This window comes from Saccharicrinis carchari, assembly GCF_900182605.1.
GTDB lineage: Bacteria > Bacteroidota > Bacteroidia > Bacteroidales > Marinilabiliaceae > Saccharicrinis > Saccharicrinis carchari.
The window spans coordinates 198,704-225,481 of record NZ_FXTB01000002.1 but is presented as its reverse complement, the minus strand read 5'-3'; the positions used below and the strand labels follow the sequence as shown (position 1 = coordinate 225,481).

Here is a 26,778-nt window from a genome sequence, read left to right as displayed (position 1 = left end):
ATAAAATATTAAACTATTTTATACTGAACAGCTCTTATTGAGGTAAAGAGAAGAACGGTATGCACAATGAGGAATCTTTTAACCTGAGAATCACGATTGTGCCACCACCACAAAAGATCGGGGGAAGCAGCCGGAGCACTTCGGTTCCCCTCCAGCACCACCCGATGGTTCCCAAAAGATTCGGACCAGGGCTCAGTGAGCACGAGGTAGGGTATTTGTGCAAGGCTTAATGTTACAGAAAATAAAACCAAAACATACAAGAGTGATAATTTCATGATGTCTTCATTTTCTTGATTGAATCTGTAATGAATCTACCAACTTTCCATCTGCTCCGAAGATATTGATATTTAATGTTGCGTTTTTAGTTTGAGCTTTGATAATGGCTTTATTTGAATTGGCTATGACCGGGAATTTTTGCCCTTCGCCTGCCTTCTTATGAACATGACGGTGAAGGTGGCCACATAACATGACATCTATTCCGGCATCGTTCAGCACGGGCACAAATTTTCGTGCGACTTCTTCCTCACCATGCCACCCACCAAACGGGGGCATGTGAACAATCACCACTCGGTAAGAAGCATCCCGGAAAACATCCTGCTTTACGGCTTTTTTCAGCCATTCGGCCTGTTGGGTACGGTAATTATCGAACGCAACAATCCCGCTGTATTCCAGGTCCGAATCAGGCTTGTCCTCGCCACTATCGAGCACCACGAAACAAACCGGCCCCTGACGGAACATGTAATACAATTGGTTGGTGGGGGTGGGGAAATAGCGGGGAAAAGTAGTCGCGAAGTTGCCACGGGTTTCATGGTTCCCCCTGGCATAATACATGGGAGTTTCGCCGGCAAACAGTTCAACCGCTTTATCCAGAAAGTCTCCAAATAGCTGTTGTTCCGAGCGGATATCATTGGTCATGTCCCCATTAAAAAACACCATATCGGTTTGTTCCCAATCGGTATTTTCCAGCAAAGTTTCCATTAAATCGTTGTTTCCGTGAATATCGTTCAATACCAGAAAGGAAACTTCACTATTTGAAGGATTACTGGTGGTGAATTTTAATGGTTTTTGGCGGTAAACATTACTTGCTGCAATATCACCATACAGCACTTTGGTGCCTACGTGACTCAGCACCTCCTGGGAATAGATCCGATAGCGATAGGTCGTGTTCGGATTCAACCCGGAAAGTGTAACTGCATGCACCGAATCTACCGATTTAAATCCATAAGATTCGGCATACGACCGTGGCCGCTCAGTCTGATAATAATGGGTGTCGTCGTCGGGCGCCAATTCTACCCATGAAATGGCCTTGCGGTTGGTAGTCCATACGATCGTTACTTCGCTTTCGGTCAGTGCCTGAAGGTATGGGCCATGTGTGATAGTGAAGGCCGGCTCTTGCGCAAACGAAGACCAGGAAGCCATGACAATAAATGCAACTAAATAAAAGCTCTTTTTCATAATTTGTAATTTTTATATTCTCTAATTATTTTTAATTGATATCCGTATTAATAGCTGATCCATATGACTTATTTAGCTTTTTGGACACATAACTGCACCAAATAAAACACTTATCATCAACAGATTACTCGCTTTAAAGAACTGCCAATGACATAATTTTATAACATCCACAATTCCAGCGTGTTGAGCGAGAGCCCCTTCAGGGTCGGTAAAGTGCGATGCCCTATATTATTGATTCAGGTCCTTCAGGCCAAAAAAAAGCTGCCCAATGCGCTGTCATTTCCTTTTAGTTTCCAATAAAACTTGGGTAGCGGTTCGAACCGACAAGGGGTTGAGCATGTTTGGCAAAAAGCATATGGACTAAAAACCCTGCTTAAATACTCTCCTCCCGGTCTTGATTTCCGTTTTTGACATGTATTTGACGTTCAATTTTTCCCCTTCAAATCCGGTAAACCGATTATTATCTATCTCTACATCTCTGCAATGTTCTAGATCAAAGGTGGCAACCGTGGCATTCTCTGATGGATTGAAGGGTTTTAAGTTTACGTCGTTATTCTTAAATTTCAAATGATTCACCGAGCGGGCAAACAATACAGCGCTACCGGCGCATTCAAAAACATTATCCTCAATGCGGATATTGGAATGGATGTATTTGCCTTTCGGAAAATTATGGGTTTCGGGTTGAATGGAAATAACATACCCTCTATCCCCTTGTTTGAAAGGGCATTGCGCAAATCGGTTCCCGCGAATGGTTAAATCGCGTACCGGACCGGATTCGTACCAAAAATTACAATCGTTGGTAATTAAAATACCGTGCATCCCTGTACGGTAGAAGGTGTTATTCTCTATTAAAACTCTTCGCCGGGTGGTTACCAGCAATCCGCGGGTACTGGTCCGTTCAAAATGATTGTTACGTACGATTACCTCCGGCGTCCAGGTTATATTTTCGAGACAATCGTCTTCTTTTAAATCTGTGGGTAGGCTGTCCACCATTTCCAGCACCATTTCGCGTTTGGAGATAAGGTGGGCTCTTTTCACTATTCCAAAATCATAGACCAATAAGTTTTCCGGTCTCACGAAAGCCACTGAATCACCGGCAAAAAAGGCCTTGAATCCATAGGTTTGATGGTGCATAAAACGGAGTGTGAGCTGCTTTTCTTCAATCTTTGTAATTTTAAGATGGGTGCCGTGCACGTTCATCGGGTCGTCGTGCGAACCCGAAGTGCGACAGCTATCCACTTCAATCAATCCTTTGCAGCCCGAGAAATGAAAACAATCGGCAAAAGCTGCAATGGTTCGCCCGGATTCTTCACGGGGGGCCACTTCCACTTTCTTGAATGTTATATTTTCGGAGAACTGCGACACAATGCCCATCCCGTGAATGTAGTGCATCTTCACATTTTCAAGCACAACATTTTGGCTGAGGTTGATAAACCCGCCACAATTGTCGCGGTATGGATTGCGAATAGTAAGGATATCACCAGTTTCAAAACCTGCTTCTGAAACATCGCCATCAAAAGCAATGGTGTTAAATGACTCCTTTGTTGCCTTAAATTGAGCAAAAGGTGCCCATGAACTACGAAACACTTTGTCCTCTGCCGGTTTTACAATAACCGTGTGCATCGGCCTGGTCCCCCACCCTTCACCGTAAAACAGTAACTGCCCATCGTGTACTTCAAATTTTGTATCCGGGTGGGTCTCCAGTTTTGTCCGGTCATTGGAGACTTCAACTATCTTTAATTCCGCCATGGTAGGATGCTCGTAGTCGAATCGGATATTTCGGATGGTAACGTTTCGGCTATTTAAAACGGCAAATGAAACCATTTTGCCATGCAACACAACCAGGGTATTATTTCCTTCAAGGGTTATATTAGAAAAGTCTTCGATGCAGATACCCAGGTTTTTTACTTTTGACAGGGTATCGTTTTCAGTCGTGTTGGAAATATAGAGCTCCTTTTTCACCGCAGCTTCAGGCCACAGATCAATGCGCCCGCCGGGAAATTTCAGAACCACATTTTCCCGGCCTCTCACTGACTCAAGTGCTTTAGCAATGGCAGGGGAGGCATTTTGAAAAGACCAGGGTTTAACACCAAAGTCGGTTAGTTTAAGTTCTTCTGAAAATCCTGAAACAGAAATCAGAAAAATTAACTGAATTAAAATAAAACGAACATGTGTCATACTCCTTATTTATTTACATTAGTGTCCGGCAGAAACATTTAACCGGGCGGTCATTTTTCAGACCAACCCGGTTTGGCTATCTTTGAGTTTTCGAGACAAAAATTTAGCCATGGGTAAAAGTACAATTTTTAGCCGATGCCAATATTTAATCAACTATTAAAGTTCCTTGACAAGAGCGATATTAGAAAAATAGCCAAAGAACATGGTGCAGAGCGGGATGTAAAAAAAATCACGACCTACCACCATGTCGTGGTTATGCTTTTTGTAGTTTTTGAGGGCTATCCAGTCAATTTCCTGCTCCCATGTTTCCCAGTCCCAAAATCATTGTGCAAATATTCTTACACACAAATAATATCCGCCTTTGTTTTAATCATCACTTTTACTACCTGCTCCCCTCTGGAACACCCTGCTCCGTTCCAACCGGTATCATTCCAGCCCTCATGCATCTTCGAGTTTAAAACATTCATAGTTAATATGCGTAACTCTGCTTTATGCCCGGGATTATGATCACTCTTAAAGCTCGTGCCTTTTGAAGCAACGTAAGGTGATAACAGAAGCAAGATGGTAACAAGTAGGACACTCTCTTTCTTCATGATAATACTATAACTTATAAATACTCTTATTTTAAACGCATTCGCAAGAACTTCATTTCTAGATGCTTTTTTGCGTGTCCTTTCTACAGACGGGCTTTTCTGTTGACAAAAAGGGCACTCAACCAAAATGACCTCGCTGTGTGTGAAATGGTCTCATGGCTCGTTTCATTCACAAACATACCGATGGTTTCAATAGATATTGTTAATTTTAGTGCGACAATACTAATTCAAAGATGAAAGGGCTAGATAAGCAATCAACAAAAGAACGTTTTATAATTGATTTAGAACGCTTAGGTTTTCGGAGTGCAAAAGTAATCGGGAAGTACAATTATCGGGAAATGAAAAAAGGCCTGGAAATGCACAGACACAATGATATGCTTGAAATAGTCTTTCTTGACAAAGGTTCACAGTACTATTATATAGAAGGGAAGGATTACCATATGACGGGCGGAAATATTCTGCTAACGTTTCCCGGAGAAGAGCATGGAACCAAAGGTTTTCCGGAGGAAAAAGGCCAATTGTTTTGGTTGATTATCCATATTCCCCGAAATGAACAAAAATTACTTAACCTTAGAAGCATTGAAACCAAACTATTAGTGGATAGGCTGCTGCAATTAAATAAAAACCGTTTGTTTAAAGTGCCGCATGGGGTTAAAAATGATATTGAAAAAATATTTCAAATCTATAACAACAATGAGAACGATGTTTATAAAAAGATTAAAATAACAAACCTGTTGTTAAGCTTTTTATTAAATATTATAGCATACGGTGAGAAATCTTCAAAAATAACCATTAGTGATACCTTCGCCAATATATGTACGTTTATCTGCGACAATATAAAGGAAGAAATCAGTCTTACCCACCTTGCAGATAAAGCAAATCTTTCCCTCTCTCACTTTAAGCACCGGTTTAAAAAAGAAATAGGAACTACACCCATGGATTTCATTATGAAAAATAAAATTAATACTGCCAAAATAATGCTTCCCGAACAAAAATCAGTTTCAGGTGTCGCGTATGAATTAAATTTTAGCTCGCCATCGTACTTCGCTACTGTTTTTAAAAAATACACGAGCAAAAATCCTTCGGACTACATATAATAAAATGGTAGAGAATTATTTCAACGACTGCCAACAAACCCGCAAATATATGTATATCAACGATATGCAATTGATGATTTATTTGGAATTTTACTCCTTTTATTTGTTGAATTCAAGTATTTTTCACCACTTTCAAGTTGCATTAATCTGATATCCAAATTTCAAGAATTAGTTTTTGTAGTACATGATATGCAACTCAATGCGCCATCTTATTTAACAATGTATGTATTAATCAAAACATAGTTTATAACAATTATGTTGGTAATATTAGTGCATCTAAGAAAACTCAGGTATTTCTGTGTAGCGCGATAACAAAACGCCAAAGCCTATGTCTGTCCCGATTTGCCTGGAGCATTTGACTGTGTGCCACCTAAACTTTCTTCACCGACCATCGCCTTACGCTGGCACCACAGCTTCAAAGCAGGAGCTTGGCGAAAGAATTAGCAGCGGAGTAGATCCTATTAATCAAGGAGATTACTTACCAACAGGCTGTTTTTAACAAGAATACAACAGCGTATTATACTTTTCATATAGCACAATATACAAGAGCCGGATTGTTTAAAACTGTTATAAAAACTACACAGCAAGATTAAAGGCGACATGTTACGCGCATGCTAAAATTGAAGCCACGGTTTTTAATAATGAATTCCTTTTATTTTTGGATTTTTTAACGAACCTGTTATCTGCAATACAATATCCTCACCTTCAGAAGGTATTTTTAAACCAAATGCCCGTTCAATATTTTTCATGTGCATTTTAAAATCCGAATCTATATTACTTAGCCTCAACTCCATATTTTCGATATCTGTACTATCTATGCCATCACCCAATAATTTTATATTGGCATCTAATGTTGCTTCCAGCAAAGGGAGTCGTAATTTTGTATTTTTTACTACACACCGTCCATCGCCAATTTTTGCATTAAGCGATATTTCATCTACCCATAAGTCCTGAGGGCTTATACCCAACATCGAGAGCTGCGCTTCCATATTCATCCGGGCTGCCCCCTGATATTCAACTTTTATATCTTTTAAATCAAGGTTAAAGCTCAATTGCGATAAGGCCGGCTGCAACTCACCATTCTCATTTAATTCCATATATCCCTCAAGCGCTGAACTAAACGATTGAACGGTATATCTGCCGGAGCTATTACTATCGCCCCAGCTTAGGCTATCAGAAAGCACACAATTGTATTCCATATTAATTTGCGATATAGAAATATCATTGAGACCCTCACCAAAATAGCTCAACTCTGTTTCTCCTTCAAATTCTAATCCGGCAGTTTCCAACCTAATTTTTTCAAGTTCCATGGTTTTGTTGGCATGGTTAAATAATAGAACAATGTAGGCATATTCAATCTCAGGAAGCTCAATGGGCAGGTCAACAAAGTTGGTATTTTTTAATTTTGGCTTTATCCAGTCCCCCTCTTTAATCTCTACACTTATCATTTGTTTTTGCTCCGGAAACTGTTCTTCAAGCTTAGCAAGTTTTACCTGGCTCATATCCCCCTCAAAATCAAACAACAGCTCCTCACTCACAAAGGTGGGCATACCATCCCCGCTTAGTTTTATATTCTTAAAATCCAGGCTCAAGCCAGTGAGCTTATCTACTTTTTGTGTTTTGGCTATCTCCATGGCTTCCCTGTGCTTTATATTCACACACAGTACATCGCTTTCTATTTTATATGTTGAATTGGGGTAGGGAATTGAAAAGTTTTTGAAAATAATTTTTGAGCAAAGAGGATTTACTTTTATATCGGAATATAAAGGGCGGGCACTTTCGCTTAGTTGCTGTAAATGTACATCTAATTTTTTAGCTGATATGTTTCCATAAATCCAGTTGCCTGTAAATACTAAAACTATTACTAATATAGATATTGTAATCAGTACTTTAATTTTCATTGCGGCATAATTTTCTTTAAACATACAAAATTAGAAGTTACGCAGAGATTTCATACTTTCTTTGTGTTTATCTTTTTTGATCTTTCGCTTACCGAAGGCACGTTTTTTATTTTTTTTGTAGAAAGCATAGATATTGCACGAAATTGCAATTTCATGATTGCTTCGATTTATTAAGTTGTTGCCCACCGCAAAGTCAAAAGCATAAGCTATCCAAAAATCTTTTTGTACTTTTAGGTTAATCAGGCTCCCCATCCAACCACCCTTGCTATAGGCTGCACCCACCCAAAATAAATCTTTATAAATTAGTTGAACACCTCCGGTTAGGCTGTATGCATCCTGTTTTTGGTATTGGCTCAAAAAGGAAGGTCGAATACCTATCTCTTGATTAGGACGAAAGGTATAGCCCATTGTCATGTAAAATTGGCGTTTTTGATGCATTTGATCTGGTTCGTAGCTTCGCAACACCTTAGTAGCCTCCAGCAGGTTTGACACGGAAAAACCCAGATAAAATTTTCGCGAATACAAAAACGCCCCGCTTGCCATATTTACTTGCGTTTCGCTTTCGGAAGCATTTGAAAAATAAGGATCGTTATTATTTACCAGCTTTAGTTCGTTGAATGCTATTTGGTGGCTGTGCACATTTGTGTTAATTCCGAGGGATAAAAAAGTTACAGGCGATATTTTTAATAAATAGGCATAGCTAATTATTGCCATATACGCTTTATAAACACCATATTCCTCCAAACTCAGGGCGCCACCAACCGACATAAGCGTGTTATTGATGGGCGAATAGGCTGCCAAGCGGTAACTTGTTGGCGCACCCTCTATTCCCCACCATTGCTTGCGTGCCATTAAATTAACAGCCATAGTATTTGAAGTTGCCGAATACGCCGGATTTATAAAATATTGCGTTTGCATGTACCCTGATGGTGAGGCTCTATGCTGGGCAAATAGCACTACATAAACCAGACTGGCAAATGCTAACATTAATACACGCTTTGTTATATTTATGTGCAATTTCATTTTCGATAGTCACTATTTGTTGATATAAATAAAGCCGGCATACTCCTTACTTACTTCAGGCAGCTTTAAAACATAGTAATAGGTGCCGTTATCGCACAACTTGCCTGCATATTTCCCCCTATTGCCTATCGCATCCCAATTGTTACGATAATTATTTTCGGAAAACACCATGCCACCAAACACATCAAAAACTTTAATTTGCATGCGCTCACCTTCCAAATCAGGGATGGTAAATTTATCGTTTAAACCATCTCCATTTGGAGAAATCCCTTGAGGAATAAAAATTTTATCCTCCACACCTGAATTTACCCGGTACATCACCCATGCCTGTGCATAGTCCCCTTCTTTGTCGGATATCCCATATAGCAAAGAGTCCGGCCCATTGTAAGCAGTGTTGAAAGTGGTTCTCACCCAACCGTCGTCATTAAGCTGGCTATAGCCATTGTTAACATCTTGCACTATTTTCAGTTCAATGGGGGTATCAAATAAACCACTGTCGTTAGCCAATACATTTACAGCTGCAATATCACGGGGGTTCAGAACAAGTGAATCGTTATGGGCAACCGGCTTAAAATCATAATCTGAAATATCGATACGTACTTTTGCTTCGTCACAAGTTCCATTTTTTGCACATACGCGATAGGTTAATTCATCAGACCCTATATCACCATGAATAGATGTGTACTTTATTGCAATGCCATCCACCACCTCGGCATTGCCTCTTTGGGGTTGAATGGTTATTTGCAAAGCGCTTATCCCTTGCCCAATTCCCTGATCGTTGTGCAGTACATTTATAATTACTGAATGACCTTCTTTTACTAAAGTATAATCGGCATAGGCACGCACCTGGTCCTTACCGGCTCCCATACCTGACGAAACGGCATACAAACCTTGCACATATACACATGCAGCCAAAAAAATAAGGGATATTTTAATGCATTTTTGTACTTTCATTTGCTTACCAACTTAAACCATCATATCTCGATCTTTTATTTCTGCGTATCTCGGAACAAGGGATGGCTTTGTTTTTTAAATTATTACATATAGTGTATCGTACAAGTAATTTATAGGCACTCCCATATTCAAGTTGTGCTCCGGTTAATCCTAACTGAAACTCCATACCAAAACTTAAACTGTGATAATTAACACCCAGGGTTGTTCCAAGCCCCAGACTCTTGCCCAGCCTATGGTCCATGCTTCTTCTGTATGAAGCCACACCCCATAAAGCATAATCGGGATTGGGTGTTGGAAAAGTTCCTTTTAATGTAAGATCCAGTCGTTGATCGTCATTTTGGTTTTGACGGTACATAATCAATGGCTCCAGGTAAACATCTCTGTTTACTACTTTGTATAAGGAGGAAAGATGAAGGTGAAAGTCCATTGCCAGGCTCGGCTCCCCATCATTTAAGTAGAGTGGATTTAATTGCCCTAACATGTTACTTACAGAAAAGCCCATCTGGTAATCGTTGAGTTTGAACAACACTCCCGAATTGGCATTCATGCCCCAACCCGAAGTAACACCCCCTCCTATTGCCGGATCCAGAATGCCTAAATGGTTGTTTAAATTACTTTCGTCAATGCGGGACTGCTCAAGCAATACACCTAATCCAAACGCCATTGTTATTACCCTGCGTAGAGATTTTTTGAGGACTACTTCGTACGAAAGAGACTGATGCAAACCAAATTGGCCCATATTTCCATTTCGATCGTTATACATATAGGTGCCCATTCCCATGTTTTGCATTAAGGGCCCTTGAAAGTTTAACATTTGTGTGGTAGGTGCCCTATCCATTCCCAGCCACTGGTTTTGATAGTTCGCACCAAAATTATAGCATGATTTATCGATGCCGGCAGCTGCGGGGTTCATTAAAAAGATATCGTACATATACAGATTTGTAACAAAATACCTTTGTGCTTCTGCAACTTTAAACACCCCAAGCAGGACAAATATGGCCAAGAGGCTTTTCATTAGTTTAGTTTTATGGTTTTTTATGGTTTGATTCAGGAGTTGCTTCAATTAAGCCAGAACTTAGCGTTTTAAGGTGATATGCCCCTTTAACACTTTTGTATTGCCAGGCACCTCAATAACGTACCAGTAATCATCGGTTGGTACCGGCTGGCCCAGGTAGCGTCCGTCCCAGCCGGGATCCGAGGCCGGGTATTTTTTTAAGAGCTTTCCGTATCTGTCGAATATTTTTATAATGCAATCCGGATACCTGTCAATACCTTCTATCTCCCATCTGTCGTTTATCCCATCATTATTGGGTGTAAAAAACGGTGGTACAACAACATCAAAATAATTATTTAATGATATTGTTGCCAGCGCCTTACAACCATAGAAGTCCTCTATTTCAATAGTATGATCTCCTGCTTTTAGGTTTTCGAATACATTGTCCGATCCATATGCATTGTTATTGATGCTGTATCGATAAGGTTTCGTACCTCCTTCTACCCATACTGCCACACGCGAATAAATACTTGTATCAACACGTGTAATGATGGGATTTTCCTGGTAAACAACATTGGCCGTGTCCCTCATTATCATACAACCATCCGACACCTCTACCCAATACTCTCCCGGTTCGGCAATACGCATCGTTTGCTCACTGCTTCCATCATTCCACAGGTAACTTATGTAACCCGCCCCTGCATCAATATCAAAAGTATCTTTTTTGCATACCGAAGTGTCTGAACAGAGTACAATGTCGGGTCGGATCATATACCGGACTGTTTTGGTATCAAAGCCATAGCAGCCGTGTTCATTTTGAACCTGAACCAGATTGATGGTATCCTGCATTTGCGCCTTAATTTTTTGTGTAGCAGCACCACTGTGCCATAAATAAGAAGCAAAACCCTCACCCGCATCCAAATACAAATAATCTACCGGGCAAATAAGCGTATCTGCACCTAAATTTACTTTAGGTACGGGATGCCATTTTACGCTTGCCGTATCTGCACCTGTGCATCCATAGCTGTTTTTTACACTTACCCAATAAGTTCCTTTTGTAGCAGAAATGCTTCGGGTGGTTTCGCCTGTTGACCACAGAAAATCCGAAACATTAGCCGGCGCTGTTAATATTACATTTGTACCCGGGCATACTTCCTGGTCAGTCACCTCAAATGCGGGTGATGGATTAAGGTGTACACTTACCTGATCTTGCGCCTCGCAACCTTCGGTATTTTTTACCACCAGCGTATATACTCCGGTATTATTAATACGAATGCCGGGAGAATTTAATAAAGGATCGCCGTTCCATTGGTATTGGGCATAGACGTCTGGCGCCTTTAATATAGCCGATTCACCACTGCACAAGCCGATATCCGGGCCAAGGTCTAAACTGGGTACAGGTAAAAGTTTTATCACCCTTTCGGCATAGCTGGAGCAGCCGTTTACATCCACCAGCTGAATGCCATAAGTGCCCGATTGATTTACTGTCCAGGGAGCATTGCTTGGTCCGGGCACATTGCCAGTCGACTCCACTTTATGCCAGGCATACGACTGTGCATTGGGCACGGGATTGCTTAGAGTTACAGAAATATTCTCACAAGCTTCTACCGGGGGTTCATCCGCTATAAGGGTTGGTGAAAACACACCTACTTCAACCTGGTCGCTTGCAGAACAGCCGTGCTCATCAAAGGCGGTTACAGAATAAATCCCTTCCTCTGTTATCTGTAAAACCGATGTTTCATCGTAATACTTTTTCTTATCTATGTTCCAAATTAAATAATCAAAATTGGAACCATCGGGCGAAGTAAAAGAATCCATCCGTATTAAGGCTACATCCCCCTTACAAATAGTGAGGTCATCGGTAATTGAAACCGTCGGAAGAGCGTAAGAGGTAACGTCAATATCGTTTCTTTTAACACATCCTAAATAAGTGGCCTCAACTTGATATTTACCATGAGCCGACACTTCTATTGAATTTTGAGAGGACGGTATTGATAAATTAATACCATCACGATACCAGGTATAGGAATCGTATCCGCTCGATGCGTGAATCTGTATTTGCTCCCCATCACATAAATCTCTTTCCAATTTAAGTACTGGCGGATCGGCACGGTAGAATTTTACTTTTATTGAGTCGGAAACGGGACAGCCATTTTCATCTATGGCTTCAACCTTATAAATGCCTGAACTTTCTTCGACGGCATTTGCAATTTGGTAAACATTTTCAGGCATAGGTATTGGGAGTAATACTTCATCATCCACAGCCGTTTTTTTATACTTCCACACAAAATCAGTATGCGATGTTAAGCCATCAATATGCAAAGTAATTCCGGAACACTCCTCCCTATCATCACCTAAATCGATTACCTGGGGATCGTACCAATCGAAACGTGCCTCATCGTGGGCTACACAACCATTGGCATCGGTTATTTCCAGCGCATAATCCGCAGGACTTGCCAAGTCAATGTACGGTGCTATTTCTCCGGAACTCCAGCGGTATGAATATCCATCACCCACCGGCCCGTTAATACGTTTAGCACTATTATAACACGACCACTCATCTGCTAAGGTAAAATTGGGTAATGGGTTTACGGTAATATCAATATCACGGGTTTGCATGCACCCATTTGCGCTCCAAACCGTTAAGGTATATGTTCCGGATTCGCTTGGTATAATAAAGTTTTTACTGTCGTCAGAATTAATTACTTTACCCTTAAACTCCCATTGATAACGCATAAAAGCGGTAGTGTTTACCACACGCTCCCCTTCACAAACTACCGTTTTGTTAATACGGATGACTGGTGTTGCAAATGCCTCAACACGAACCGTATCTTCGGCTTCACACCCATATCCATCGGTTACTACTACAGAAAGATTTTCCGAAAAACCTGATCCTGCTGTAACCGATGTGCTGTTACCCGTAGCAGCATTACTCCATACGTAACTTGGGTAACCCGCTGGCAAATCGTAATTAACTACTTCTCCGGGACAAACAACAGTATCATTGCCCAGGGAAATATCGGGCATTACAAAGGTAACATCCAGACTATCTGTAATAACACAACCTCCATGCAACATTTGAGCTGTTACCCAGTAGGTATCAGAACGGGTAATTCTGCATTCTTTATCCGTTGATAGGACGGTATTGCCTGTTGATTTAGAATACCAACGGTAATCATTCATATCTATACTGGTAGACAACACAACCTCTTTACCCTGGCACTCCTGTGAAGGACCTTCGATATGCATTCGGCCATAGGACGAAAAATAACCGTAGCTCACACTGCCAACAGAGGTTCTTGGGTCATTCTCGTCCAGAATACTCAAATGAAAAAGTCCTTTGGTATTTTCAATTGTATATGGAGTTCCGGTGGAAATATTCATATTAGCAATTGCGGTAAACCACGTTTCTGCGGGGTCACCTGTATCTGTTCCTTTCACTTTAACCCATTGTAAGTTATCAACATAATCAACACTGCCTTTATTATTGTCGTACATTACAAAGCTGTCTACATTTTTTTGTTGCGTAAGTATCTGCACCCAAAAGTCGCGTACAAAAACCCGCGTAAAAGCTACCTTTGACGAGCCCGTACATTCGATGCAAGGCAAAAGTGCCGAACCTAACTCGTTGGCATTATCTTTTGATTTTATATTTGCCAGTCCGGATACCTGGTAGGCGTATACCGGCTTAGTGGCACTTATGTAAATGGCATTGTCCGTTATATCAAAACCGGTCAGCTCTCCCCGTTTAAGATGGCGTACCAAATTATTATCATTATTGATAAATACATAAGTATCATCTTCTGTAGCCAGCACAAATACTTTTTGGGCACCATTTTTATCCCTATTGGTTTTCACTGCAATGTATTCAGAACCGATTATAGAGGTGGGAATTAACTGATCGCCTATAATATCATGAGGGTGATCCGTTTCGTTGATGGAATCGTCGGAAATAGTTACGGCAATCGGTTTGTTGGAAGTGATATAGGTGCCAGCCATAGAAGCCGATGGACTGATGTTGCGGTATTCAATGCAATAGCTTTGTCCCCGGTTAAGGGTAATTTGAAAAGGAATATCCTTTTTATGTCCGGTAACATCAACTGTTGGAACAATAGTCACCACCGTATTGTCTGCTGTTGCTACGATGTCTGCTTTCTCATTTGCATCGCCTTTGTATTTGGCCATGTTGGGGTACACATTCTGCGAAGGCACATAAAACTCTGTTCCCATGGCATTATCACCCTTTAAAGTAAACTTATCCGGGTTGCCATCATCGGCAATCTCATAATATACCGTAATATTTGCCGACGATTCTATGCGTATTCCTTTGTTATTAACCCTGTCCACCGGTCTGTTTTCCACACTACTCCTGGGCACCTCAATAGTAGCAAGTTCATTTTTGCCAATATTTTTTTTTATTTTTTTAAAACCATTGTCTGCCGGCATCGAAATGGTAACTGATGCTGCCTTGTCAAAGGTGGTAATCCTAAAATACAAAGGTTCATCGCCATGGGCGTGTATGGCATCTGGAGCTACAAACCAAAAGTCTGTACCGGTCTGTGCCTTTAAACTTACACCTAACAGGCATAGAAAAACCAATGCAAATTGATGCGGAAATTTCATATGTTTATAATTGATTTAATTTGCCATATAGCCTGCCCCGATTTTTTATCGGGGGAACTCGCCATTATAATCATTCCCCTTTGTGAGAGAAAACTCTCATGGCTCGTTTCATCTGTCGTTTTTTTGATGTTATACTACAGCGTGGGTAGAATCGAATACCTTCTACCTCACCCTTTTCAACTCCGCAATAAAAACCATACAAAATAAGTATAGGAAAGGCAGGTTGATTTGTAAAATTGTGCACTTTTTAGTGGGTAAAAAACTTAAAAACTACGGTACAGCTATGCAGCTCCTGTGTGCCAACATAATTTAACAAGGTATTTATTGCTATCCTTTATGTTTTGTAGCTTTTGTAATGATTTTTCCTGATACCCCAAGGCAAAACTTATCTTAAGTACGAAAGTACTGGTGAAAAGTTTCGTTCAATTAGATAAACAAAATAATTTACAGCAGATTTTAGGAGAATTATTTTTGGGTATTTACCAGCAGCTTGCTCCACCATAGCCATTGGCCGGAGTTATCTTTTGCTGTGAGCGTTAATAAAACCCTACGAGAATCAGAGGGCATAGTAGTATTAATGTAGATGGAATCGTTTAGCCGTTTGCAAATAGCATTGTTCGACTTATTATTGAAAAAACAGTTGATGGCCGGGATTCGATCTGAGAAATGCAATTGGAGATTTAGGGATACAGCAGATGATACGTCCTTTTCAATCGGAAAATCCGATAAGCCGCTTACTAAAAGAGGTTTCATGTTTACTTTTGATTTAAATGAATCCAGGTTTACAAAATTACCGGCCACCGGAAACCTGGGTATCGCATATAGGTGCGTTTGATTACCCCAAACACCTGAGTTTTGGGCAAAGGCCAGCGTATATCCTCTACTTTTTAACACGTTGGCCATTGATTCGTCAAACTCGCCATACGGATAAGCATATACTTTAGGAACAAACCCCAGGCTATCCTTAAAAAGCTGTTCCGAAACGGCCAGGTCTGCCAAAAAAGTTTGCACCCGTTGCCCCTCAGGCACATTTAAAAAATACATGTGCTTATGCGAGTGGGAACCTATCTCCACCCCCTCCTTGTGCAGCTCCCTCAGCTGCGGCCAGCTCATGTAATCGCTCCAGCCTACACTTTCTGTGTTCACAAATAAAGTGGCTTTACAATTGTACTTTTGCAACAGAGGCCATCCGTGTGTATAAAACGATTTTAAGCCGTCGTCTATGGTAATAACCACTTTTTTTTGCGTATTGTCCGGATTTTTAAATAAACCCGAAGCCGTGTAGGTTTTAAAGTCATTCTGGTTTAGATATTTAAGCTGCTCTTCAAACTTATCCGGGGGCGTGTTAGTGCTGGGATAACGCTTATCCCCAAAACGGTGATAAACTATCCCCACAGCATAAAAATCAGCAGGCAGCTCCGTTGTTGCAATAACCAGCTGCTTTTGATGTGCATCTGTTTTTTTGGAACCGGAACGACAAGAAGTTGCATTAATCAATAATAAAACAACAAAGCAATTAATCGAGCAGGTTCTGCCAAATTGCATCGTTTTTATTAATTTTCGCCAGCTGATAATCATCATAATTATGTAAATCATTAAATTCAATAACATTGCGCAAGGAGCGTACATATTCATAACGCTTTTCCGAATATCTACTCAAATACCAAATCAACCTGTAGGGATTGTCGGAATACAAACGTGCTTCACGAAATTCTTTATAAGCATTGGCCTTGGCAATAGTAAGATAATAATCATAGATAGACTCGAACAAGGAATCGTACTTTCTCAGGTAAACACTGGTTTCGCCACGCGACTCACTTGCCTTAATACGCTTTTCGTTTCTATTGTACGACCATATACCAAATATATTGTTTGCCTCCCTAACAAATCTTGATGTACCCCAACCGCTTTCGATGGCTGCCTGTGCCAGAACGATAGAAACCGGATGGGGATGAAGACGTCGCAGCACTTCGCTCACCCTGTTTGTTTTAAAGGTAAGCTTCATTTCCTCCAGATACAAGGAATCCTGCACTGTAGCCCTGCCGGATTTTACGGCGGCATTAATTTCCAATACCTTGTGGCGCTGTTGTATAATTTTTTCTCTTGCCATTAAAACCGAAGGGAGCATCATATCAATGAATTTTTGCATCCTCTCCTTGTAATCCATATCCTGTAAATTGGGAACATTTTGATATAGCACCGGCCATACTACACTATCTGCAACAGCCAATATGGAATCCTTGCTGGTGCTTTTGCACACGCGGATAAAAACCGTCTCCTCTTTTTCTTCGAATGATGGCTGCACCAGATTAACAACCATGGCTACGGCAAAAACAATCAGTATAGCCAACAGGGTGCGTCGCGACAAAAAATCGGTAAAATCCTTAAACTTAAAGGCTGATGTTTTCATTGTGTAATTTATTATACCAATATAAAACTTTTGGATTAATCCATTTTTTTAGAAATTACATTTTAACTTACTCGTAGCGTAACGATTCAATGGGGTCGAGCTTAGCGGCTTTGAGAGCCGGCATTAATCCCGATAATAACCCCACCAAAAGGCAAAGCACAAGGCTTATCGAAATCCAGTTCCAGGGCACTACAAAACCCGAATCCATTACCATAGACAGGATGTTTCCCACCATAATACCCAGCACCACACCACATGCTCCGCCTATCAAACCAATCATAACAGACTCCAGCAGAAACTGGTCGCGGATGGCCTTGCGTGTTGCACCGGTTGCTTTGCGTATACCTATCTCCCTTGTTCGTTCGGCCACGGCTACCAGCATAATATTCATAAGCCCTATAGCAGCACCAAACAAGGTGATGAAACCAATGGCATTGGCAATAATGGTAACACTGCTCAGATTTTCAATTAACATCCTCGAAAGATTGTCGCTTTTAACAATGTTAAAATTGTTTTCGTCGCTCACCTCAAGCCTACGCACCAGCCTAAAAGTGCCGGTAGCTTCACTCACAGCGGCCTCCACCTGGGTTGGATCATTAGCCATCACCTCAATGTTATACGACATTTTTGGGCGACTAAAATACTGCCTCACATTACTTACGGGAAGTAATAATATATTATCGCCCTGTCCGCCAAAACCCGATCCTTTTTCTGCTAATACCCCTATTACCTTATATTTGCCGGCAGCGAGAGAAACCACCTGACCAATTGCTTTTTGCTGCGATGGGAATATTTTTTTATATAACGCCGATCCCAAAATGGCTACATGCTTACCATCTTTTATGTCATTCAACGAAAAACCTCTGCCTATTTTTAATTTGTGTCCGCTGGTTGCAATAAAATCCTCATCTACACCATAAACACTTACATTGGGGTTGGTTTTTAGCGATCCAATTTTAACCGTTGCATTGCCCGATGCCTGATGCGATATGGTTACCGTTGCCGGAAAAGAAAACCTTTCCTTAAACTCTTTTGCTTCCTTGTACGATATAAAACCGTAATCCCTGGTTCGGCTCCGCTCCTTTCCAATCCTAATGTTTTGTCCCCGGTTTTCGATGGTAAACGAATTAGCACCCATACCTGTAAAATTGGACGAGATAGCAGTTTCGATAGATTGAACTGCTGTAATGATGCCAATGAGCGCCATGATACCAATTGTGATGATGACGATGGTTAGTATGGTACGCAGTTTATTGGACCAAATGGCTCCGGCAGCAACCTGTACGTTTTCATAAAAGAGTTTTGATAGCATAAACCGTTTGAATTAAATACTAAAGATAAGTAAATAGTTTTTATTTTTATTTTTTACTAAGTTTGTTCGTCATTAATAAATGACATATAAAGCTGCAAGAATGAGCTACTATCCATCCAGATTACCGCTTTTATGCATCTTGACCTATAATTAAAAAAAACTAAAATAACTGAATAATATGGCGTTCGACATTGAAATGATTAAGAAGGTGTATGCCCAAATGGGTGCTAAAGTCGATAAAGCACGTTCTGTTTTGAATAAACCCTTAACACTTACCGAAAAAATTCTATATGCCCATTTGGCCGAGGATACAAACGAAGCTTTTACAAGGGGCGAATCCTACGTAAACTTTAACCCCGATAGGGTAGCCATGCAGGATGCTACGGCACAAATGGCTTTATTGCAATTTATGCAAGCCGGAAAAGATAAGGTGGCGGTGCCCACAACAGTGCATGCCGACCACCTGATACAAGCAAAAGTAGATGCTGCAAAAGACTTAGCTACGGCAAAAACAACCAACAAAGAGGTTTATGACTTTTTGAGTTCGGTAACCAGTAAGTATGGTATCGGGTTTTGGAAGCCCGGAGCAGGAATTATCCATCAGGTTGTGCTGGAAAACTATGCTTTCCCCGGCGGAATGATGATAGGCACCGATTCGCATACCGTTAATGCCGGTGGCTTGGGAATGATTGCCATTGGTGTAGGCGGTGCCGATGCCGTTGATGTAATGGCAGGTATGCCGTGGGAACTCAAATTTCCTAAACTGATAGGCGTAAAGCTTAGCGGAAAACTTAACGGATGGACAGCCCCCAAAGATATTATTTTAAAAGTAGCCGGTATCCTCAGCGTTAAAGGCGGAACAGGCTGTATAGTTGAATATTTTGGCGAAGGCGCCAAATCACTTTCGTGTACGGGCAAAGGAACCATTTGCAACATGGGTGCCGAAATAGGAGCTACTACTTCTACCTTTGGCTACGATTTTTCTATGGAGCGTTACCTGCGGGCCACCAACCGCCACGATGTGGCCGATGCAGCCAACGAGGTAAAAAGCCTGCTCACGGCAGATCACGAGGTATATGAGGAGCCCGAAAAATATTTTGACCAGGTGATAGAAATCGACCTAAACAAATTAGAACCACACCTCAACGGTCCCTTTACCCCTGACAAGGCAACGCCCATCAGTAAGATGCGCGCGGAAGCCAGCAAAAACGGATGGCCTACAAAAGTTGAAGTAGGGTTGATTGGCTCGTGTACCAACTCCTCATACGAAGATATTTCCAGGGCAGCCTCCGTAGCGGAGGATGCAGTAAAAAAAGGTTTAAAAGCAAAAGCCGAGTTCTCCATAACGCCCGGTAGTGAGCAGGTGCGCTACACCATCGACCGCGACGGCATGGTGGATATATTTAAAAAGATTGATGGTGTTGTTTTTGCCAATGCCTGCGGACCTTGCATTGGCATGTGGGCGCGCATGGGAGCCGAAAAACAAGAGAAAAACACCATTGTACACTCTTTTAACCGCAACTTTGCCAAACGAGCCGACGGTAACCCCAATACTTATGCTTTTGTGGGATCGCCCGAGTTGGTTACCGCTCTGGCCATTGCCGGCGACCTTGGCTTTAACCCCTTAAAAGATAAGTTAACCAACCATAAAGGCGAGCAGGTTTTTCTGGCTGCTCCTCACGGCAATGAGCTGCCCCCTAAAGGTTTTGATGTGGAAGACCCGGGCTATCAGGCTCCGGCACAGGATACTACAAACATAAAGGTGGCGGTATCGAGCGAGAGCGACAGATTACAGCTTTTGGAGCCTTTTGCGCCTTGGGATGGCGAAAATATTATTGGTGCCAAACTGCTGATTAAAGCAGAAGGAAAATGTACCACTGACCACATTTCGATGGCCGGACCATGGCTAAAATACCGTGGTCACCTGGATAATATTTCCAATAACATGCTCATTGGGGCCGTAAACAAATTCAATGGCGAAACCAATAAAGTTAAATCCCAGCTTACCGGTTTGTATGGCGAGGTACCAGCTACGCAAAGAGCCTACAAAAAGGAAGGCATCCCAACTGTTGTGGTGGGCGATCATAATTATGGCGAGGGATCATCGCGCGAACATGCTGCTATGGAGCCCCGCCACCTGGGTGTTAAAGTGGTGTTGGTAAAAAGCTTTGCCCGTATACACGAAACAAACCTAAAAAAGCAGGGCATGTTAGGCATTACCTTTGCTAACGAAGCCGATTACGATAAAATACAGGAAGACGACACCTTTAACTTTATTGATTTAAAGGATTTTGCACCCGGCAAGCAACTCACCATTGAGCTGATTCATACCAACGGAAGTCCGGAACTAATTAAAGCCAACCACAGCTACAATCAGCAACAGATTGAGTGGTTTAAAAATGGCAGCGCGCTCAATTTAATTAAAAAGCAAAACGGGTAATCAGGGATTAATATTAATAAAACGCAATCCACCTGGATTGTGTTTTATTAATTGCTACGTTTAGCGAACACGCTACTCCACTTTTTTATTTTTATTACGTTTGTTACATATGCCAAATACGATAGCCAATATAAATACGCTTAATACCTGGTTTAAAAAACACCCCAGGGTACTGGTTGCACTTTCGGGTGGGGTAGATTCATGTTTAATGGCCTATATGGCTCGCCGGGAGCTGGGCAAACAAAATGCTGTTGCAGTAATTAGTAATTCGGCGAGTTTAAAAAACAAAGACTTAAGCGATGCCCGGCAGTTTGCCGATAGGTACGACATTGAATTGATTGAAATTGATGCCAACGAAATTAACGACAAAAATTACCGAGCCAATCCGGTTAACCGTTGTTATTTTTGCAAAACCAATCTGTACCAAACAATGCAGGAATTGGCTCAAAACGCTTATCCTGATTATGTGATTATTAATGGCAATAATCACGACGACCTGGGCGATTACCGACCAGGAATGCAGGCGGCAGATGAATTTAAGGTTTACAGTCCTTTGTTAGAATGCAAAATAAACAAGGACAGCATACGGCACATGAGTAAGCATTTTAATTTAAGCGTTTGGGACAAGCCGGCCAGTCCTTGCCTGAGCAGCCGCTTCCCTTATGGCGAAGCTATTAGCGCTGCCAAGCTTTTAATGGTAGAAAAAGCAGAAGATTACCTAAACACCAATGGTTTTGACGAGGTACGTGTAAGGTATATAAATGGCATGGCCAGTTTAGAAGTACCCAAAAATGAAATAAACACTTTACAATCGATGTTCACCGCCGAGTTTAAAAAACAAATAACAGATATGGGATTTACCGATGCCGGGATTGATGAAGAAGGACTGGTTTCGGGTAAACTCAATCGAAATATACAAACAAAATAAAAGTTGCAATAGCCCTGCTCATAGGAGCTTCTGCTCTCAAAGAGCTGTATCGATCTTATCTTTTACCTAATTGAAGGTTTAGTAGGATATAAACGAAGAATGGTATTTTATAGTTTCGATTATTGAGACTAACTGCCCACTGTTAACTCTCTATTTAAACCATCACAAACGGTATTTCAAAATAAAAGGTAGATCCCTCCCCAACCGTTGATTCAACCCAAATGTTTCCATCCATTATTTCCACCAATTTTTTGCAGATGGACAAACCCAAACCCGTTCCTTTGGATTTTTCAATACCGGGATGCTGCGCCTGGGTAAAACGCTCAAATATAGTATCGATGGATTCGGGAGGTATGCCCACGCCGGTATCTTTAACGTAAAACATGGTTTCGCTGCTTCGGGTAACAATACCTACCTCCACCTGTCCATTCCTTGTAAATTTCAGGCTGTTGTTAATCAAATTGGTAAGCACCTGTTGAATTTTTGCCGGATCGCCGCTCAAAATAGCTAAATTACACTTTGAGGTATTAATGCTTATGGTGTTGTTTTCCCGTTCGGCTATAGGCTTAAAAAAAGTAATAATCTCTTTCAGCATCCCCATAATATCAAAGGGTATTGTTTCAATGGTAATGTATCCCGTTTCAATTTTCGAAATCTCCAGCACATCATTAATAATGCTTAACAGCTGCTGACCGCTCGAAAGAATAATATTCAGGTAATCTTTTCGCTGTTCGGGTGTTAAATTCTGTTTTTTTAAAAGCTCGGCAAAGCCTAAGATGCCATTCATAGGCGTGCGAATCTCGTGGCTCATATTGGTTAAAAATGATGATTTTAACCTATCGCTTTCTTCTGCCTTATCTTTTGCTGCCTTTAGTTCTTCATTTTTTCTCAGCAGTTCATCTTGTGCTTTTTTCCGTTCCCGCAAATCCCTGGCAATAGTCAAATAGTGATTGCTATCCGGTTTTTTCGAGTTCATCTCTACGGGTATAAACTCCCCGTTTTTGCCGCAGATAGTTCTTTCTATTATTATGGTTTCGCCGGAGTCAACTCGATCGAATCGCAAAGGAGTTTGTTCTAAGCATTCGCGAGTGAAAATAGATGATATGTGTTTATGGAGAAGCTCTTCGCGCAAAAAACCCGTCATTTGCAAAAAACTGTTGTTAACCTCAAGTATATTACCATTTTTATCGCCTACAATTATTCCATCGCCGGCATTTTCTATCACTGTGCGGTATTTGTTATTACTTTCCGTAAGTTTTTGGAGCGATAATTTATAGTCTGAAATATCCCGGAGAATAACTATTTTCACCGGTCTGTCTTTATATTCCCGATTTCGGGACGTAATTTCTGCAAAAAAAGAAGTGCCGTCCTTTCGTTTTAATTTCGGCGCAAAGGTTTTCTCAATATTAAAATCTATTCTATGCTGAACCTCTTCTACATACTCTTCCGAAACAACTTGTGTAGCGTGCAAACCTATTATTTCCTCGGCACTGTATCCTAATATTTCGCAACCCTTAGGGCTGGCGTAAATACAATAACCGCCTTCCAGTATAAAAAAACCCTCGGATGTTAATTCGGAAAGAACATCCCATCTTTCCCTTAGCTCGTTTAGTTCGTGTGATGTAGTATGTAATGCTTGGTTGTTATAATTTTTGGTACTACCCATTTTTTATTGATGTTACTTGTCTGTACTGAGCTGCATAAACTCTTTGCTGTTTTACGACCCGTTATTTGGTAAAAATACGAATACGACAGCCCAATGTTTAAACCATTCGCTTTATACTTTGTTCAGTATAATTAATTTCAACGAAAGGGCTTATACCTAAAGTATAAGGAATTAAACTTTTTTTTTAGCTTAAAATTGGATATTTTTGCACCTTCTTTCAGCCGAATTAGCAAGGGCAAAATATCCTTATTTGCTGAATGTTTGGGTAGGAAGATTTAATTGAAAACAAAAATAAAAACAATGAATAAAAAAACAATACTTGTCATACTGGATGGATGGGGAATTGGCGACAAATCGGCATCAGATGTAATTTCAACCGTTAAAACACCGTATTGGGACAGTTTGATAAAAAACTATCCCAACTCAAAATTAAATGCGTCGGGGGAGTATGTGGGGTTACCCGATGGACAAATGGGCAATTCGGAGGTAGGCCATTTAAATATTGGTGCCGGCAGAGTTTTGTATCAGGATTTAGTGAAGATAAACCGTGCCTGTGCCGATGGCACTATCGCTACAAATAAAGAATTGTCGAGAGCTTATAATTATGCCAAAGACAATGGTAAAAAAGTGCATTTGCTGGGTTTAATGTCTAAAGGTGGTGTACACAGCAGTCAGGATCATATCCATAAATTAATTAGCGTGGCCAAGGACTATGGCTTGAACGATGTTTTTGTTCATGCTTTTATGGATGGTAGAGATACAGACCCGATGAGTGGAAAGGGATTTATGAAGGAGCTCTTGGCGCACATGGACAAAACCGTTGGACAAGTAGCTAGTGTTACCGGACGATATTATGCCATGGATCGCGACAAGCGATGGGAACGTATTAAAATTGCCTACGATGCTATGATTGCAGGCATTGGTGAGTCTACAACAACGGACGTATTGGATGCCATTCAGGCATCGTATGATGCAAATGTAACCGACGAATTTATTAAGCCCATTGTTCATGTAGATGCCGATGGTAAGCCCGTGGGCAACATTGAAGAAGGCGATGTGGTTCTATTTTTTAATTTCCGTAACGACAGAGCTAAAGAGCTTACCATTGCTCTTACACAAAGCGACATGCCGGAACACGGGATGAAAACCATACCGTTACATTATGTTACCATGACACCTTATGATGCTACATTTAAGGGTATGCATGTGCTTTTTGACAAGGATAACGTACAAAACACCATTGGCGAAGTGGTGGCCAACGCCGGATTAAAACAATTGAGGATTGCAGAAACAGAGAAGTATGCACACGTTACCTTCTTTTTCTCAGGTGGGCGCGAGGCTGTTTTTGAAGGAGAAGACCGTATTTTGGTAAATTCTCCGAAAGTGGCTACCTACGATTTGCAGCCCGAAATGAGTGCTTTTGAGGTAAAGGATAAAGTAGTGGCCGAACTGAATACCGGGAAATATGATTTTATCGCACTAAACTTTGCCAACGGCGACATGGTAGGACATACCGGCGTGTACGAGGCAATTCAAAAAGCTATTGTAGCAGTAGACACTTGCTTAGAAGCCGTTGTGGAAGCAGCAAAAGCTAATGGTTACGATGCTATTATCATTGCCGACCACGGCAACGCCGATAATGCCGTTAACGCGGATGGATCACCTAACACAGCACACTCCCTGAATCCCGTACCATTTATATGGGTAAGCGACAGTAAAGGCGCTGTTAAGGATGGCGTACTGGCCGATGTGGCGCCGTCACTGCTTAAGTTAATGGGAATAGAACAGCCCGAAGACATGACAGGTGAGTGCTTGATAGAGTTAAAATAAGAGTTTAACAAATATATAACTGATAGCGGTAGTCGTAGCGGCTACCGCTTTTTTTCATTTGCTGCAGGGTTTATCAGCGAATGACTAAGATTTTAAAATGGCCGTATGATTCAGATTGATGATAAAATAATTAGCCTGGAGCTATTCACCAATAAGTTTATATGCAACATAGCCAAATGTCATGGTGTTTGTTGTGTTGAAGGTGACTCCGGAGCGCCGCTGGAAGAGGATGAGGGGAAAATCATCGAGGAAATATATCCCAAAATTAAACATTTACTATCGCCCGATGCCATTAAAACAATTGAAGAGGAAGGCACCTCGGTGATAGATTTTGACAAAGATCTGGTTACACCAATTGTAAATGGAAAGGAGTGCGTTTATACTTACTTCGATAGCAAAGGAGGTGTTCATTGTGCCATCGAAATGGCCTGGAAACAAGGCCTGGTACCTTTCCGTAAACCTATATCGTGTCATCTGTACCCCATACGCACCCGGAAGCTTAGCCAGGGCGAAGCATTAAACTACGATGTTTGGCCTATATGTAAAGATGCCGTAGTGCTGGGCAAAAGAGAAGGGGTGTCGGTTTACAAGTTCCTCAAGGAACCAATTATACGTAAATATGGGGAAGCCTTTTATGCCGAAATGGAAGCAGCAGAAAAGGAACTTGAGAAACGGGCTCTGCTCAAGTAGAAAATTAATTTTTACAAAAAAGATGGCCTATTATTTTGCCACAGAAACGCATCGGTTCTCTGGCAATTAACCCAAGCATAAATTCCAAATGTAGGGCGCATGGCGATTAACATAATGCGATGAGGTGGTATTTCTACACTTCGACCAGGCGGTTCTACATTTTACAATCTAATTTCTACACATTTTTTATCTTTCATGGACATACCTTAGCCAGTGAATAGTTAAACTATGTAAAAGTGTTGCTCGTCAAAAATGTAATATAACCCGAATAATTGCCGCCTTTTGTTCGTTTAGCTATATCATTTTTATTATATTTGTGAAAGAGCCAAAAGGTTAACAGATGTTAATACTACAGAAAGTAAGCACGGTATCATTTTTAATGGAATTATTGTTGTTATACTCTTAAGGTATTACCATAACCAGCGTAAATAAACATTCACTTTTAAATTTTTTGTGTATTATGATTAGAGAGGAACGGAAAACTACCAACAACCTGGAAGACAAAATTATTTCATTCGTTAGCAAGGAGCAACCGGTACATATTGGTGAGATTTTTAAGAATTTAAAAATATCACAGACCAAAGGGTTGAACTACGTAACATCAATGATAAATCAAGGTAAATTAATTTATGCGTCTCACAATCAGGTTAACGTTATTTAAAAACCCGGATGGGAAAAATTTAA

19 protein-coding genes and 1 pseudogene are annotated in these 26,778 nt (G+C 41.0%); 7 read left to right on the top strand and 13 right to left on the bottom strand.

Features of this window, described 5'->3' with window-relative positions; translation table 11 throughout:
* Positions 1 to 8: 8 nt before the first annotated feature.
* From FN809_RS05500 to FN809_RS05490, 3 genes are all read right to left on the bottom strand, one after another.
* Complete coding sequence (locus FN809_RS05500; protein ID WP_142532495.1) at positions 9 to 275, bottom strand: hypothetical protein; 267 nt, start codon at positions 273 to 275, stop codon at positions 9 to 11.
* Positions 276 to 282: 7 nt separating this feature from the next.
* Positions 283 to 1,455 (bottom strand): FN3 domain-containing metallophosphoesterase family protein, encoded by a 1,173-nt coding sequence (locus tag FN809_RS05495; RefSeq protein ID WP_142532494.1) that lies wholly within the window; start codon positions 1,453 to 1,455, stop codon positions 283 to 285.
* 360 nt (positions 1,456 to 1,815) lie between these two features.
* Positions 1,816 to 3,633, bottom strand: a complete 1,818-nt coding sequence (locus tag FN809_RS05490; protein WP_142532493.1) for a right-handed parallel beta-helix repeat-containing protein — start codon at positions 3,631 to 3,633, stop codon at positions 1,816 to 1,818.
* Positions 3,634 to 3,768: 135 nt separating this feature from the next.
* Between FN809_RS05490 and FN809_RS18170 the strand changes: the two are divergent.
* Positions 3,769 to 3,852, top strand: a pseudogene (locus tag FN809_RS18170) (DUF4372 domain-containing protein); the annotation flags it as partial.
* Positions 3,853 to 3,971: 119 nt separating this feature from the next.
* On the opposite strand, the gene FN809_RS18055 reads toward FN809_RS18170, so the two are convergent.
* Positions 3,972 to 4,100: a hypothetical protein gene (locus FN809_RS18055; protein WP_262709416.1), complete on the bottom strand. Its 129-nt coding sequence runs from the start codon at positions 4,098 to 4,100 to the stop codon at positions 3,972 to 3,974.
* A 359-nt stretch (positions 4,101 to 4,459) separates the two neighbouring features.
* On the opposite strand from FN809_RS18055, the gene FN809_RS05480 reads away from it, so the two are divergent.
* On the top strand, positions 4,460 to 5,323 hold the full coding sequence (locus FN809_RS05480; RefSeq protein WP_142532492.1) for an AraC family transcriptional regulator: 864 nt from the start codon (positions 4,460 to 4,462) through the stop codon (positions 5,321 to 5,323).
* Positions 5,324 to 5,958: 635 nt separating this feature from the next.
* On the opposite strand, the gene FN809_RS05470 is transcribed toward FN809_RS05480, so the two are convergent.
* The 8 genes from FN809_RS05470 to FN809_RS05435 form a co-directional block, all read right to left on the bottom strand.
* Complete coding sequence (locus tag FN809_RS05470) at positions 5,959 to 7,224, bottom strand: hypothetical protein (RefSeq protein ID WP_142532491.1); 1,266 nt, start codon at positions 7,222 to 7,224, stop codon at positions 5,959 to 5,961.
* Between the two features lie 30 nt (positions 7,225 to 7,254).
* Entirely contained in the window at positions 7,255 to 8,211 is a 957-nt protein-coding gene (locus tag FN809_RS05465; RefSeq protein WP_185957460.1) for a PorP/SprF family type IX secretion system membrane protein, read from the bottom strand.
* Between the two features lie 48 nt (positions 8,212 to 8,259).
* Positions 8,260 to 9,201, bottom strand: coding sequence for a T9SS type B sorting domain-containing protein (locus FN809_RS05460; RefSeq protein ID WP_142532489.1), 942 nt, complete (start codon positions 9,199 to 9,201; stop codon positions 8,260 to 8,262).
* Between the two features lie 4 nt (positions 9,202 to 9,205).
* Positions 9,206 to 10,216: a PorP/SprF family type IX secretion system membrane protein gene (locus FN809_RS05455; protein ID WP_142532488.1), complete on the bottom strand. Its 1,011-nt coding sequence runs from the start codon at positions 10,214 to 10,216 to the stop codon at positions 9,206 to 9,208.
* A 60-nt stretch (positions 10,217 to 10,276) separates the two neighbouring features.
* On the bottom strand, positions 10,277 to 14,818 hold the full coding sequence (locus FN809_RS05450; protein WP_142532487.1) for a T9SS type B sorting domain-containing protein: 4,542 nt from the start codon (positions 14,816 to 14,818) through the stop codon (positions 10,277 to 10,279).
* 465 nt (positions 14,819 to 15,283) lie between these two features.
* The gene (locus FN809_RS05445; protein ID WP_185957459.1) at positions 15,284 to 16,363 is read right to left on the bottom strand and encodes a polysaccharide deacetylase family protein; all 1,080 of its coding nucleotides are present in this window, start codon (positions 16,361 to 16,363) and stop codon (positions 15,284 to 15,286) included.
* Positions 16,335 to 17,228: a glucosaminidase domain-containing protein gene (locus tag FN809_RS05440; RefSeq protein WP_142532485.1), complete on the bottom strand. Its 894-nt coding sequence runs from the start codon at positions 17,226 to 17,228 to the stop codon at positions 16,335 to 16,337. Before FN809_RS05440 ends, FN809_RS05445 begins: the two co-directional genes overlap by 29 nt.
* 67 nt (positions 17,229 to 17,295) lie before the next feature.
* Positions 17,296 to 18,540, bottom strand: coding sequence for an ABC transporter permease (locus tag FN809_RS05435; protein ID WP_142532484.1), 1,245 nt, complete (start codon positions 18,538 to 18,540; stop codon positions 17,296 to 17,298).
* Between the two features lie 178 nt (positions 18,541 to 18,718).
* On the opposite strand from FN809_RS05435, the gene FN809_RS05430 reads away from it, so the two are divergent.
* A complete protein-coding gene (locus FN809_RS05430; protein ID WP_142532483.1) occupies positions 18,719 to 20,980 on the top strand; it encodes an aconitate hydratase in 2,262 nt (753 codons plus the stop codon).
* 109 nt (positions 20,981 to 21,089) lie between these two features.
* Positions 21,090 to 21,908, top strand: a complete 819-nt coding sequence (gene larE / locus FN809_RS05425; protein ID WP_142532482.1) for an ATP-dependent sacrificial sulfur transferase LarE — start codon at positions 21,090 to 21,092, stop codon at positions 21,906 to 21,908.
* 154 nt (positions 21,909 to 22,062) lie between these two features.
* Here larE and FN809_RS05420 read toward each other — a convergent pair whose 3' ends face one another.
* On the bottom strand, positions 22,063 to 23,574 hold the full coding sequence (locus FN809_RS05420; RefSeq protein WP_142532481.1) for a PAS domain-containing sensor histidine kinase: 1,512 nt from the start codon (positions 23,572 to 23,574) through the stop codon (positions 22,063 to 22,065).
* A gap of 300 nt (positions 23,575 to 23,874) precedes the next feature.
* Here FN809_RS05420 and gpmI point away from each other — a divergent pair, with 300 nt between their 5' ends.
* The 3 genes from gpmI (at position 23,875) to FN809_RS05405 (ending at position 26,755) form a co-directional block, all read left to right on the top strand.
* Positions 23,875 to 25,404 carry a 2,3-bisphosphoglycerate-independent phosphoglycerate mutase gene (gene gpmI / locus FN809_RS05415; RefSeq protein WP_142532480.1) on the top strand — a complete coding sequence of 510 codons (1,530 nt, stop codon included), beginning with the start codon at positions 23,875 to 23,877 and terminating at the stop codon, positions 25,402 to 25,404.
* Positions 25,405 to 25,509: 105 nt separating this feature from the next.
* On the top strand, positions 25,510 to 26,094 hold the full coding sequence (locus FN809_RS05410) for a DUF3109 family protein (RefSeq protein WP_142532479.1): 585 nt from the start codon (positions 25,510 to 25,512) through the stop codon (positions 26,092 to 26,094).
* 460 nt (positions 26,095 to 26,554) lie between these two features.
* Positions 26,555 to 26,755 carry a hypothetical protein gene (locus tag FN809_RS05405; RefSeq protein ID WP_142532478.1) on the top strand — a complete coding sequence of 67 codons (201 nt, stop codon included), beginning with the start codon at positions 26,555 to 26,557 and terminating at the stop codon, positions 26,753 to 26,755.
* Positions 26,756 to 26,778 lie beyond the last annotated feature (23 nt).